General features: G+C 47.0%; 12 protein-coding genes. 8 read left to right on the forward strand and 4 right to left on the reverse strand.

Annotation, left to right across the window (positions count from 1 at the left end):
• The 8 genes from CVT49_07740 to CVT49_07775 all read left to right on the forward strand — a co-directional run bounded on the left by CVT49_07740 (nucleotide 1) and on the right by CVT49_07775 (nucleotide 8,838).
• On the forward strand, nucleotides 1-738 hold the full coding sequence (locus CVT49_07740; GenBank protein ID PKK83639.1) for a hypothetical protein: 738 nt from the start codon (nucleotides 1-3) through the stop codon (nucleotides 736-738).
• 11 nt (nucleotides 739-749) lie between these two features.
• Nucleotides 750-1,463: a hypothetical protein gene (locus CVT49_07745; protein ID PKK83640.1), complete on the forward strand. Its 714-nt coding sequence runs from the start codon at nucleotides 750-752 to the stop codon at nucleotides 1,461-1,463.
• Between the two features lie 17 nt (nucleotides 1,464-1,480).
• On the forward strand, nucleotides 1,481-2,365 hold the full coding sequence (locus CVT49_07750; GenBank protein PKK83641.1) for a hypothetical protein: 885 nt from the start codon (nucleotides 1,481-1,483) through the stop codon (nucleotides 2,363-2,365).
• A gap of 73 nt (nucleotides 2,366-2,438) precedes the next feature.
• Nucleotides 2,439-3,887 (forward strand): hypothetical protein, encoded by a 1,449-nt coding sequence (locus CVT49_07755; GenBank protein PKK83642.1) that lies wholly within the window; start codon nucleotides 2,439-2,441, stop codon nucleotides 3,885-3,887.
• A gap of 17 nt (nucleotides 3,888-3,904) precedes the next feature.
• Entirely contained in the window at nucleotides 3,905-4,837 is a 933-nt protein-coding gene (locus tag CVT49_07760) for a hypothetical protein (GenBank protein PKK83643.1), read from the forward strand.
• On the forward strand, nucleotides 4,825-5,877 hold the full coding sequence (locus CVT49_07765) for a hypothetical protein (protein ID PKK83644.1): 1,053 nt from the start codon (nucleotides 4,825-4,827) through the stop codon (nucleotides 5,875-5,877). The genes CVT49_07760 and CVT49_07765 overlap by 13 nt, the downstream gene beginning before the upstream one ends.
• Nucleotides 5,878-6,205: 328 nt before the next feature.
• Nucleotides 6,206-7,534, forward strand: coding sequence for a hypothetical protein (locus CVT49_07770; protein PKK83645.1), 1,329 nt, complete (start codon nucleotides 6,206-6,208; stop codon nucleotides 7,532-7,534).
• Nucleotides 7,498-8,838 carry a hypothetical protein gene (locus tag CVT49_07775; protein PKK83646.1) on the forward strand — a complete coding sequence of 447 codons (1,341 nt, stop codon included), beginning with the start codon at nucleotides 7,498-7,500 and terminating at the stop codon, nucleotides 8,836-8,838. The genes CVT49_07770 and CVT49_07775 overlap by 37 nt, the downstream gene beginning before the upstream one ends.
• 39 nt (nucleotides 8,839-8,877) lie before the next feature.
• Here the strand turns inward: CVT49_07775 and CVT49_07780 are convergent, their stop codons facing one another.
• The 4 genes from CVT49_07780 to CVT49_07795 form a co-directional block, all read right to left on the reverse strand.
• Nucleotides 8,878-9,381, reverse strand: a complete 504-nt coding sequence (locus CVT49_07780) for a hypothetical protein (GenBank protein ID PKK83647.1) — start codon at nucleotides 9,379-9,381, stop codon at nucleotides 8,878-8,880.
• A 604-nt stretch (nucleotides 9,382-9,985) separates the two neighbouring features.
• Nucleotides 9,986-10,783, reverse strand: coding sequence for a hypothetical protein (locus CVT49_07785; GenBank protein PKK83648.1), 798 nt, complete (start codon nucleotides 10,781-10,783; stop codon nucleotides 9,986-9,988).
• 137 nt (nucleotides 10,784-10,920) lie between these two features.
• Nucleotides 10,921-11,877, reverse strand: a complete 957-nt coding sequence (locus CVT49_07790) for a hypothetical protein (protein PKK83649.1) — start codon at nucleotides 11,875-11,877, stop codon at nucleotides 10,921-10,923.
• Nucleotides 11,878-11,889: 12 nt separating this feature from the next.
• A complete protein-coding gene (locus CVT49_07795) occupies nucleotides 11,890-13,149 on the reverse strand; it encodes a TIGR02710 family CRISPR-associated protein (GenBank protein PKK83650.1) in 1,260 nt (419 codons plus the stop codon).
• Nucleotides 13,150-13,253 lie beyond the last annotated feature (104 nt).

Here is a 13,253-nt window from a genome sequence, read left to right on the forward strand (position 1 = left end):
ATGTTTGCAAAAGTGATTATAATCGCGGCCGGGCTGTTTGGCCTGGGAGGATTTCTGATGGCGCTGATTCATCGGATCCATAAAACGCCATTAACTGCCAGAATCTCAGATTGGGTAAAATATGGTGTTTATCTGGTGATTGTCGGTGGCATGCTGTCGGCGTGCTATGCCGGTCGCTGGGCGACAATTGCGGTAATCGCCGGAGTCATCGCTGTTGCCGGATTTGAACTTCACAAAAATTTCAGGAAGAAGAAAATTTCGAAATCGCTATTGACCCTGGCTGTCATGCTGATTGTTATTTGCCTGGCGCATCTTTTCTTGGCGCCAGGCGGATCATGGCAAAATTCGTTTGCCTTTCTGTTCCTTCTGGTGGCGGTGAACGACAGCTATTCACAGCTCTGGGGTCGTCTGGTTGGAAGACGCAAACTTCTCATAAGAGTCAGCCCGGGCAAAACAGTTGAAGGCGCGATAGGAGGCACCCTTTCGACAGTCGGCGCTGTTTTCTTGCTGGCTTTTCTGTTGACCGGCGTTGCCATGTTTGTCCTGATAAGTATTGGTGTGTTGGTATCATTTTCTGCGACTGTTGGGGACCTTTGTTTTTCACATGTGAAGCGCAATCTCGGGATCAAGGATTTCTCCGGACTGCTTCCCGGCCATGGCGGGATCTTGGACCGATTTGACAGTCTCATTTTTGCGGCGCCTGTCTTTTATTGGTCGGGGCGCCTGCTTATAGCATAGGGGAGGAGAGCATGAAAAAATATATTTACTATCTGCCGCATCTGGTCACCCTGACCGGCCTGGCATTTGCCGCCCTTGCGCTGGCGGCGGTAATTGGGGGCCGCTTCGAAGCGGCGGCCCGGTACAGCCTGCTGGTGCTTTTTGTCGATCGTATCGACGGCACCATGGCACGGACAATGAAAGTGCGGGAGAAATTTCCCGGTACATCCGGTGAAGTTCTAGATATCATAACCGACCTGGTCGGCCTGACCTTTGTTCCGATGATGCTGTTCTGGAAGTGCGGCCTCTTTATTGAAGGAACCGGTCTGCCCCTGGTGGTACTGGCAACCGTTACGGCATCATGGAAATATTCCCGCAAAGAAGGCTTCCTGGCATCGGGGTATTCAGTAGGGGCGCCTCCGATATTCTTCTCCGTGTTCCTGTTCTACTTTCTGAAGCTGCCGCCGATTTACCCGACAGCCTATACGGCAATATTAATCATCCTGGTGATTTCGCCGATCAGGTTCCCGATCACGTGTCTGGTGACAACGCACTGGAAACCGGGTTACAAGAGCATCATCAATAACCTGACCGCACTGTTTTTCATTCCGGTTTTCATAATGCTCGACCGGGCGCCGGGATTTATCTACTGGCTGCTGCTGATTGCTATCGGCGTGAACCTGATAGTTTATCCGCTGCTGCTTGAAGTCGGCGTTATCAAACCTGTGTTTGACAGAAAATATTGAGAGAAGGGAGTTATAAAATGCAACGCATATATGACAAGACAATCGAGAAACCGTGCGGCTTCCTGTTTGCACGGTGGTCGGCTGGCGCCAAAGCCTTCGAGTTGTCCCTACCGGCGGAGAAGCGAATTATCCAGGATCAGTATGCTCCCTACTATTCCGGAAAAATCGGAATGCAGATGGTCCAAAAGATGCATACTCTCAATCCGTCCATCCGCAAAGCAATTGTTCTGCGAGCGCGATATATGGATGATTACTCGAAGCAGTGCATGAATGACGGTTTTGAGCAGGTGGTCCTGCTTGGAGCCGGGTATGACAGCCGCTACCTGCGGGTCAGGGAATTTCGGAATATTCGGGTATTCGAACTTGATCTGGAATCGACTCAGTTGATTAAAAAGACACTTACCCGAAGGTTGCTGGGGCGGCTGCCGGCGAATGTTACCTATGTTACAATGGATTTCTCGAAAGATTCGATAACCGAAAAGCTGGTTAAGGCCGGGTTTGCCTTTGATAAGAGAGCGCTTTTTATCTGGGAAGGGGTCACGCTGTTCCTGAACCAGGAAATTGTCTCTGAGACGCTTGGGCGGCTGGCGGAACTGGGTCCCAATAATCGGATTGTTTTCGACTTTGTGCCGCCCGAATTGGTTGACGATGAGACCGATTACAAAGGCAATCGCCTGCTGCTGGAGTTATGCGCTTCAATAAAGGAGCCGCTGACTTTCGGCTGCACGCCTCAGAAGATGTCGGAAACACTCAGGATAACCGGTTTCAGCGGGATCAACATCATCAGCATGAGGGAAGCCAACAAGATATATGGCGGTACCGCGAATATTGAGGACAGTTATTACTTTGCGACGGCGGAGGTTAGTCCGAATGGCAAAAGCAGGCAGCTTATAATTCACTAAAGGATGATTGCAAACTGGAAATATTTTTTGGATATATAGTCATATTGATAGTTTTTATGGCAAGAGTAACAAAATGCGGGAAACAGCAAGCTATATTTCAGCAAGACACATCCTGGCATACCTGATGTTTGCGGGGACATTACTGGACTTTGCCTTCTGGGTGGTCTATTTCGGCGGAGCCGGATTATCAGGCGAAACAAATCGACAGGTGATATCAGTATATGAATCGGCTTTTCCTTATGCCGACATACTGATTGGCTTTATCCTGATGGTTGGTGGCATCGGGTTGATAAGGTGCAAACATTATGGAAAACTCTGCCTTCTGATCGCTTCCTCAATGGCGGTTTACCTGGGGATTATTGATATTACTTTTTATATTCGTCAGGGGTTATACCTGCCTCTTTCAATTTCAAGCATTTTTGAGCTTTTTATCAATGCCGCCTGTGTGTTGGGAGGTACCGCCGGATTGTTGATTGCTTGTAGATTATTAAGGGAGAATAATAAATATTCATCGGAGGATAAGCCGAGAACGACGGCCGAAGATAATCATCCCGCATACATCTGCTCGCTGAGTTTCCTGCGTCTCTATGTCATTACCATGCGGCCTTACCTGTTTTTCGTTTCGGGAATTGCCGGCATTGCCGGGCTGGCCTTATCAGAATTGACTTCCCTGGCAAGTGGCATTATGTACGCAGTTATATTTCTGCTGTCATACGGTTTCGGCCAGGCGTTGACCGACAGCATGCAGGTCGATACCGACTCGCTCTCATCGCCATACCGGCCCCTGGTGCAGGGAAAAATCAGGCGTCGGGATGTGGCCATAGTCAGCCTTGGCGGTTTATTCTTAAGCGGGTTCCTACTTATTCTGGCATCATGGATTAATATCGTTCTTTGTACTCTGGCCATAATCGGCCTGGCCAGCTATACTTATATTAAGCGTCGCTGGTGGGCCGGCCCATTTTATAATGCCTGGATTGTGGCATTATTGTGTCTGATAGGCTTTGTATCCGGGAATGGTTCAGCGAGTGAGTCGAATATCATTTCACCCGCGCTCTTATTAACCGTTCTCGCCGTATTTTTTGCGTATGCAAATTTCGTTCTGACCGGATATTACAAGGATATCTCTGCCGACCGAACGACCGGATATCTGACCATGCCGGTTGTTTTCGGATTCAATATTTCGGCAATAGTCAGTGATATATTTGCAATAACGGCTATCATCTCGACCGCGTTGACGCTGTACTATATTTATGAAGACATTGCGTCTCTTAAGGAAATCCTGCCGCCACTCATCTTGATCCTTGCCGGGTTAACCATGTCCATAACGGCGCAAAGAAGACTTCACCAGGTTATCGATGAAAAGAAAGCATACCGGGCTATTACTCCGGTCGTTCATAGTTTTATACTGATGCTTTCCGCAATCACGACAGCGGCCCGCCCGAACTGGACGATTTCCATAATAATATTATATGCGGCTTTTGTTTTCACCCTTTGGCTGCGGCCTATGAAAGAGCAGATATGATGATGCGAGGATGAACTATGCTGATAATAATAAATCCGAAGGCAGGCGGCGGAAAAGCCCTGCAAAAATGGCAGAAAATAGAGTCGGAGGTTCGGACTCGTTTGGGATCTTTTAATATCTATCAATTGGATAAATTATCTGACCTGAGCGCGGTTATTTTGCAGTGGATAGCAGGCGGCGAGCGTGATTTTGTCGCCGCCGGCGGAGACGGCACTGTAAATCTGCTGGTAAATGCCTTGATGGAGGCGCCTGAGGATGTAGCAAAAAAGACAAGACTGGGTGCAATCGGTCTCGGGTCGAGCAATGACTTCCATAAGCCGTTTTGTAATGACAGTATGATTAAAAATATTCCATGTCGTATAGACTTCGGCAGTGTTAGACCTCATGACGCGGGAATTATTGCATACTCCATGGATAACGATATTCAAAGTACAAAATACTGGCTGATAAATTCAAGCATTGGTATAACCGCCGAGGCCAACCGTTTATTTAATACACCCGGCAGTATATTGAGATTCCTGAAAAAGCACGCACCATCATGTGCTATAGTCTATGCAGCATTGAAAATTCTTGTTTCATTTAGGGCCAGGGAAGTGCAAATAAGTATTGATGATGACAATATCGGAAATGTATATGTCGATAACCTGGCCGTCGTAAAAAATCCGCACTTTTCCGGAAATTTTCGTTATGATTCGCCGCATGAAATCGACAGTGGATATTTTAATGTCCATCTGGTGGAAAATAAATCTCTTTCCGGAAAAATATTGACACTGTGGAAGTTGAGTCGGCCGCCGTCGAAAAATAACCACCTGACTCAATGCCGGCATTCCTCAAAACTTACTATTGCATCGACTAAACCGATGGCTTTGGAATTCGACGGCGAGGTCGTTACGGCGAATGCCGCAACATTCACATTAAAACATATGGCGATTCAGGTATGCACAAATTAAATGAAATTATAGAGAACAGTTTCATTTCAAAACTGGCCGAAATGTTCCCGCGCTCACGGCATCAGTGCAATCTGCTCCATGAGAGCGATGCTGAACTTATACACTTGCCCGGAACAGACATCATTCTTGCCGTCAAAACCGATTCCATTGTCGAGGAAATTCAGAGCGGTCTTTACAGCGATCCGTATCTTATCGGGTGGATGACAGTTACCGTGAATGCCAGCGATCTGGCGGCGGTCGGTGCCGAGCCGCTGGGTTTGCTCTTGAATGAAACCCTGCCGCCTGATATTGACAGGGATTATTTAAAAAAGCTGCAGGAAGGTATAAGAGACGCCTGCGAGCAATACGGTTTTTATGTTTTGGGGGGTGATACCAATTTCTCCAATGCGATGCAAATGGGTGCTGCAGCTATTGGGATCATTCCGTCCGGCAAGCTCATGACCAGAATGGGAGGCCGGTGCGATGATCTTTTGTTCGCATCCGGGCCGCTGGGTCTTGGAAGCGCCTTTGCTCTTCTTGGCTATCTGGGTGACAGTAAAGCAAACAAAGATAGCATGAATTACAAACCTGTCGCCCGCATAAAGGAAGGGTTGTTGCTTCGAGAGTACGCCTCCTGTTGTATGGATACAAGTGACGGTGCTCTGGCCACGCTGGATCAACTGATGCGTCTTAACAACATCGGTTTTGAGATCAATGTGCCAATGGAGGACCTGCTCGACCCGGCGGTATTGAAGATTGCAGGGCGATATAATCTGCCACCATGGATATTCCTGGCCGGGCCGCATGGTGAATTCGAACTCATTTTTTCCATTCCGCCTGTTAAACTTGATGAATTTCTGCTGGAAGCCGGGAGAATAAGTTGGACACCGATTCAAATCGGCAGAGTCGACGGTAAACCGGAAGTAAGAATTATAAATGAAAGGGTGAAAGCGATTCTTCCCACCGGAAAAATCCGCAACCTTTTCGACGAGGTCAATCAGGATGCCGAGCAGTATTTGAAAAACCTGCTAATGATCGATAAAGAGATTGCGGCGAATTAAATTCACCACGGAGCGGGTCAAAATTGAGGCTCCCCTGATTTTGTATACAGATCAGGGGTATATTCTGCCGGTCCAAATCGATAGATTTAGGCAGTATAAAGTGAGAACTGCGGGGAAATAGGTGGATAAAGAACGAATAGTGGGATTGATAGCAGGAGGCCTTGCATCAAATTTGTGTCGGGCTAAGTCACAGGTATTATGAGGCTTACGGAATAATCACAGATAACCCAGCTCTCTAATCATGATGTATTTACTTATCATTTTATTTGCTTTACGTGTTGATTGAACATATTTTAATATTATCCTAAAATTATTTTAAACAAGCAAAATGTCAGAAAACAAATCAAATGATGATAGGACACAATCATTCGTCGTCTTGACCAAAAACACTCGGGTCAGACACTACCATATCATCGAGAAGATCGGGGCCGGCGGAATGGGCGAGGTGTACCTTGCCGAAGATACCGAACTCAATCGGAAAGTAGCGCTTAAATTTTTACCTTTTCATCTTTGTCAGAGCGAAGAGTGTCGATCGCGTTTCAAGCGGGAAGCACAAGCGGCGGCTAAACTTGGTCATGCCAACATTGTGGCCGTTTATGAAGTGGGAGAACATCATGGCCGACCGTTTTTCGCCATGGAGCTGGTTGAGGGGCGCCCTCTCGACAAAATTGTGGCTTGCGGTCGCCTGGATCAGGACGAAATTGCCGGGTTGGCTCTGGGTATCTGCAACGGTCTTCGCAAGGCGCACGAGTCGGGCGTAGTACACCGGGATATCAAACCGTCCAACATCATTGTTGATCGGGACAATGTCCCCCGCGTTCTCGATTTCGGACTGGCTGTTTTGCGCGATAGCGATCGACTTACTCGGACGGGATCGACTGCCGGAACGATCGGTTATATGGCGCCCGAACAAATCGCCGGCCGGGATGCCGATGCCCGTTCGGATCTCTTCTCCTTAGGTGTGGTTTTGTATGAGTTGATAACAGGCATCAATCCATTCATGCGGGACAATCCGGCCGCTACGCTCAAGGCCATTTCCGAGGATACGCCAGAACCGCCGGCGCGTTATCGAAGCGATATTTCCGAAGAATTGCAGCGCATTGTCGGCAAACTTTTGGAGAAGAAGCCGGAACATCGCTACCAGACTGCAGCCGACTTGAGTGCCGACTTGCGGCGGCTGACCGGTTCATCGTCGGTGGTAATCCTCCGTTCCCGTGTATCACTGTACGTTATTGCCCTTGCCGCAGTAGTCATAGTCGGTGGTCTGGGAATTATTTACTTCCTGCAGAACAGGCCGAAATCAGATAGTGCTCGTAAAATGTTGGCGGTACTGCCATTCGAGAATCTTGGTGCGTCGGATCAGGAGTATTTCGCCGATGGTATTACGGAAGAGATCACCACCTGCCTGATTGGCCTCTCCGGTCTGGGAGTAATATCCCGCACCAGTTCCATGCAGTATAAAAGTAGGGACAGGAACCTCAGGCAGATAGGCAAAGAACTGAATGTCGACTACATACTCGAAGGGACCATTCGCTGGGAAAAGAAGGGAACAGAGGACCGCGTCCGAATTAATCCGCAGTTACCGACGATTCGCACCTGTGGGCGGGCAGCTATGATGCCGTGCTTACGGATGTTTTTGAAGTGCAGTCAACGATAGCCCAGGAAGTCGCGGCGGCGCTGGATGTTACTTTGCTGCAATCGGAACAGGCCGCGCTATCGCGAAAAATTGAAGTTAATCCTGCGGCCTACGACTACTATCTGAGGGGAAAACAATATTTTTCGGTGGCTTATTACCAGCAGAAAGAACAGCGTCTCGCAGAGAGAATGCATCTCAAGGCAATCGAACTGGCGCACGATTTCGCTCAGGCCTACGCCGAGCTGGGCAGCCTCTATACCGAGATTTACTGGTGGGGGCAGGTTGATCAGTCCCCACAGTTGCTGGACAGCGCCAGGAAGATGATAGACATGGCCATGCGTCTGGCCCCGAACGCGCCGGAGTCACACCAGGCTCTGGGATGGTACTACTATCACGGGTTGCGCGATTACGACCGCGCTCTTGAAGAGTTCTCGCGGGTCATTGAACTGCAACCAAACAATGCACTGGCGAAGGCCAGCATTGCCTGGGTGCAGCGCCGCCAGGGGAAATGGGATGAGGCTGTTACCGGACTCCAGGCAGTTGTCAAACTTGACCCTCTTGATGCATTTTACAAGTACGAGCTTGGCATCACATATCATTACTGCCGCCGCTACCGGGAAGCAATAGCCCAATTCGATAAAGTCATAGACCTGCAGCCGAATCATCAATGGGCCTATATTGTGAAGTCATGGGCATTCCTATGTCAAACGGGTGAAACAGGCGAGGCCCGGGGAGTTCTTGATGCGGGACGCGCCTGTATCGGCCGCTGGCCGGAACTGACCTGGCTTGAAGTATATTATGACCTTTTCGATAGAAACTATGATCATGCCCTGAGCCTGTTGACTGCTCCCGGTGACGCCCTCTCTCCCGAAAATGCCGACAGCTCCGATTACTACTCAATGAAAGGTTTCACTTATGCGTTAATGGGCTGGCAGCAGACTGCGAAAATATTTTATGATTCGGCCCGGGTACCGCTGGAAAGCAAGTTTTCGAAAGCACCCGATGCTGCCCAGCTTCTGAGTTCGCTGGCAAATGTCTATGCCGGATTGAATCAGACCGACAAGGCCCTGCAGTTGGCAAAACGTGCCGTCGAACTTGACCCGGTATCAAACGATGCTCTTAGCGGACCGGGATCTTTAAGAATGCTCGCGACCGTCTATGCACAGGCGGGACAGCAGGATCAGGCCATAGAGCTTTTTGATTACCTGTTGACGATACCATCCAACTTGTCCGTGAATACGTTGAATCGGGCTCCGGAACTCGCTTCTCTCCGCGATAATCCGCGTTTTCTGACGCTGTTGGATAAGCACAGAATGGGACAATGAGTCATTTCTAACTATAGATTCGTACCTACCCCTTTGTCGCTATTGATTATGATTCTTCGCCCTGAATACCCAGCGCGGGGCCGAATTTGTTTTCTGACGCAGAATAAGGTTCAATTGCGCCGCATGGTGCTGAACATGACGCATGTTGTACGGGATCAATTCCAGATAGCTGAGATCAGTCGATCCGAACTTAAAATTCTTAAGACTCTTTTCAAACGTTAAATTCTCGATTGCCGCCCGGGCTTTCCTGCGGCCATGCTGCAGATAATCCAGAAGCTCTGCTTTCGAATAAACTTTTTCCGGAAGCAGTCCGGCCGGGTCCATTTCGCAAAGAGTGAAGGGGGCTGGCGGAGTAAACCCCTCGTGAGAATCCGAGAAGTAAAAGTCAAGCCAGAATAAAGTATGGTAAGCGATATACCAGTATTCCGGCTGCTGCGACCGGTCGCCCCAAAGCTGTTCGGGGCATTCCAGAATGGCATTTTCCAGGGTATCTATCGCGGCCCCGCATTGATTCCAAAGAATGGACTTCAGTGATTTATCCATGCTTGCTCCTTAATATCGCCAAGTGATGATCAATATGCTTATATATGAAAAATTATCAAAATCCACAAGCGGCAGGATAATTTGAGTCTCTGAATCAGGATGCGTTATTATTTTTGTACGCGGCCCGCCGACAAATGGCTCTCTAATCCTCCAAAAAACTATGATTATTTTGGGAAAACGTCAGCTATGGCAGACCGAAGGCCAAGAAACAGGCTCCCTGCCTGTTATGGCGGGCAGGGTGGGACATCTATAGAACTCTGATTACTTTGGGAAACTGACTGCTATGGCAGACCGAAGGCGAAAAAGGCGCTGTTGCGCCCAGACCGACAGGCCAAAACATACTAGTATGCGGGCAGGATGGGATATCTATGGAACCTGGATTACTCTGGGAAAATGACTGCTATGGCAGACCGACAGGCCAAAACATACTATTGTATGCGGAGAGGCAGGGATTCTCCGATGTCTGTTTTCGCAATTCGTTGAAATACAAGCTATTACGCTGACTATCAAAGATTTAGATGGAAATTATTCTTTTATATTCTTTTGTTTGTTTGTGTCTGATTTTGTATTTTTTTCCCACCGATGGACACAGATTGGTCACAAATTACTTCTTTTTAATCTCAACAAATCTCTGCCCATTGCGGACCTGATCAAGGGCGTCAAGGACCAGGTGAAACTTCTCTTTAATGCCTCCTTCCCATGCCCACACCACGGACCAGCCATTCGCCAAAAGGTCTTCCTTTTTGTTTGTGTCCTTTTCTTTTATTTCTTTGCGGCGGTGCCAATAGTCGCCCTGGATCTCAATGGCTATTTTTTCTTTCAAGCTGCAAAGATCGACCTCCCGTCTGCCGAGGAAAACAGGTTTTTCCCATCTTGTCCAAGTGGCCTTATCATTCATTGATAAGTATGAACCAAGGGCGATTTCGATATGACTGCAGCCACGCAGGGGCAGGGTGCCGCCTGCTTCCAGATGTCTTCTTATACGAATATAATGCTCCGCTATTAACGGCATATATTTTTGACAATCTTTTGCATCTTTAATTAATACATGGGCCGGAAAACCCTTGTATTTAAGGTCTTTCATGAGCGCTTCTGGAAGAAACTCCACTTCAGCTGGTATTCTGGCCCCAAAATGCGAGAAATTAATTTGAAATGAATGTCTTGATTCAAAATTCAGTCTGGTTATGAAGTCCCTTTTTTCTGATTTGTAATGATACATCCAATACCATCGCATCAGCCAGGCCGTGGAATCATCAGGCTGATACCAGATTTTGTCATATCCGGATTTCTGCATAAGTTCATTTAAGCCATCAACAAACATCTTTACAAGTAATCTTGCTTCTGGTGTGGCATTCTTCAACCCCACAGCCAATGGCTCTTGTGTCAGATCACGATATGCCATTTAATATTTCCTCCCGATCTATGAATTACAAATATTTCCAACAATGTTTTAGGATTTCGACATCGAATAATTACCGTCAAGAACTAATATCCCTCCAGACAGTTTGGAATAATGAAATGGCAGTCCTCTGCCAAAAATCAATCAATAATATAATCACCCAGACCCATAGATGTATTCTTCCCAATGCCCGCGAATTGACCCATTTGAAGCAGCGATAAAATGGCGGGTGGACAATCAAGGATATTCATTTTGCCAATGATTCCGCTTATGTCGATGGCCTTTTCCTGCCGGCTGGAATATCGTATCGCTCGAATTTTTCTCAGTTCATTTTCTGAAGTTAATGAAGTCGCCATTTCAAGCAGTTTTTCATATTCAAGATCCGCATCCTTACCTCCAAAGAAATATGACATATTACTCAATCGGCGCAGAAGGTTTGCCAAAATATCTCTGACCGTGGGATTATTATTGACTCTACCATCAGTAATCAGCTTTAGCGGTGTTTTCAGTTCAATCAAAGCATCCGTGTTTCTGATTTCCTTAGCCAACATATATAGAGATGTTGTATCAATGAAGCCGGCATAATTTGTCTTCAAGTCATCCCATTGCTTTATATCGTCGTTTATAATATTCTTGATAGTCACAATTTCGGCAAGGCCCCTTTTTCCGGCACTCATTCGTCCAACTCCCTCCCTTAAACTCTCATCGAGCGCCAGAAGAATCAACATTAGGCTGGTAGTGGCTCTGCCAAACAGGTAGCAATTAATTTCAAACGTTTCTTCAGGCACCAACACCTGCTTTTCCCATGGAAAGACTGTTATCCTCATTGGATGCGGGGATTGCGGATAAAGCCTCATCCTCTTGCTGTCAGCCGGAATGGGGGATTCAAAGACAACGCCATAAGGACAAGAGTGAACAAGAAAGCACTTCTGACAATTCTGATGCTTCACAACGCACGATAGTTTTTTTAATCTAAACCCAATATTCCCATGTACGACGCTCCCCGGGAAGGAGTTCCAAAGGATATCCTGTTTGACAACAGCTTTGACGCTGAAAGCCAATACCGGCAGATCAAGAGCATTAAATTGTTCTTTCATAACTTAGACTCGTCAGACGCCAATGGTTATTAAGTCAGTTTCCTCTATACGGGCAAATTCATAGTGCCTGCCATTTATTTCAAATATATCTTTAAATATATTATACAGATTTTCATATTTGCCTTTGTCAAGCGGTATTGTTCCATGCGCAAGAATTGATGTGTTTCGCTGGTTCATCAAGGCCCTGATCTGGTCACGATTTTCCAAAAATAATTTGCCGTACTCATTGTTTTCATGTGCAAGCTGCGCAAATGCCATAAAGCACCCCAGATCTATGTTGCCGCTTGCGTCCCGGCCGTTTTTTAATCTCGCTCTTAGTACGCTGTGCAGTTTTTCAAAAGGAAATTTTGATGTCGTCTGGCGATACAAATCATAAAACTGTGACTGGGCCAGCATTTCAAGCGCGCGATATAGCCTCGCCACGGCATCGTCATACTTACCCTCTTCAGCGCGGCGGCAGGAGTTCGCAACAAGTTCTCGCACAAGTTCAGTTGAATATATATCGGTTTTCAGGTTTGTTAAATATTCTTTATTCTGTGTGACTTCCTGAATGAATCCAGTCAGCTTTTTGATATCATCGTGGTATTCAGAAGACAGCCTGTGCAATTCAAACAGTCCTTTATCAATGGCGTGCAGAGCCCGGTCAAAACGAAAGTGATCCCAATCGAAATATCCCAGACTGATTTGTTTTAATGCCCCGAAAATATACCGCAGGGAACTGCTGCCACGCAATGATATCTCTTCCGCAATGACGGCAGCGCTTTGAAAGCGGTATCCGTTAAAGCACAGGCAGAATCGTTCCTTGGATGCTTTGGCCAGCATATCATAGGGGTGATAACTGCAGATTATCCGCTCGGTGCCATTGATAGGAACGCCTTTGCCGTCCTTTGTGCGTTGCTCGCCGCCAACATAGGAAATTGTCAAGCCAAGATCGGCAATGGCCAGAAGCAGGGCACCGCTCATTATTTTTGTGCCCCCGGTCAAATCAACAATTATTTCCTTGGTATTTAATCCCAAGGAATAAATGTCTTCAATTGCTTCATGACATATTTTGTAGCACTCTTTCAGGTCATTATAATCAACAATAGTGAAAATCTTTTTGACGGCATTACACCCTTTAGCATATACAGATTCAATTATTGCGGGTATCTCATTCGCTGTCAGGGATGATGGGATAAAATAAATATAAGCCGGATCGTGTTCCTTCAAACTCTTGACAATCGGTTGTGGCGAACCGCCGACAGTAATTACAAGAACTTTATCTTTGTTCATAAATTACTCTGAAGTTCCCCCGATTTAGTGGACACGGAGAAAGGATACTATTATTATGATTCTTTCTCATCCTGAGTCCCGAAGGACAGGAGGTGTTCAGATGT

This window comes from candidate division Zixibacteria bacterium HGW-Zixibacteria-1, from assembly GCA_002838945.1.
GTDB lineage: Bacteria > Zixibacteria > MSB-5A5 > GN15 > PGXB01 > PGXB01.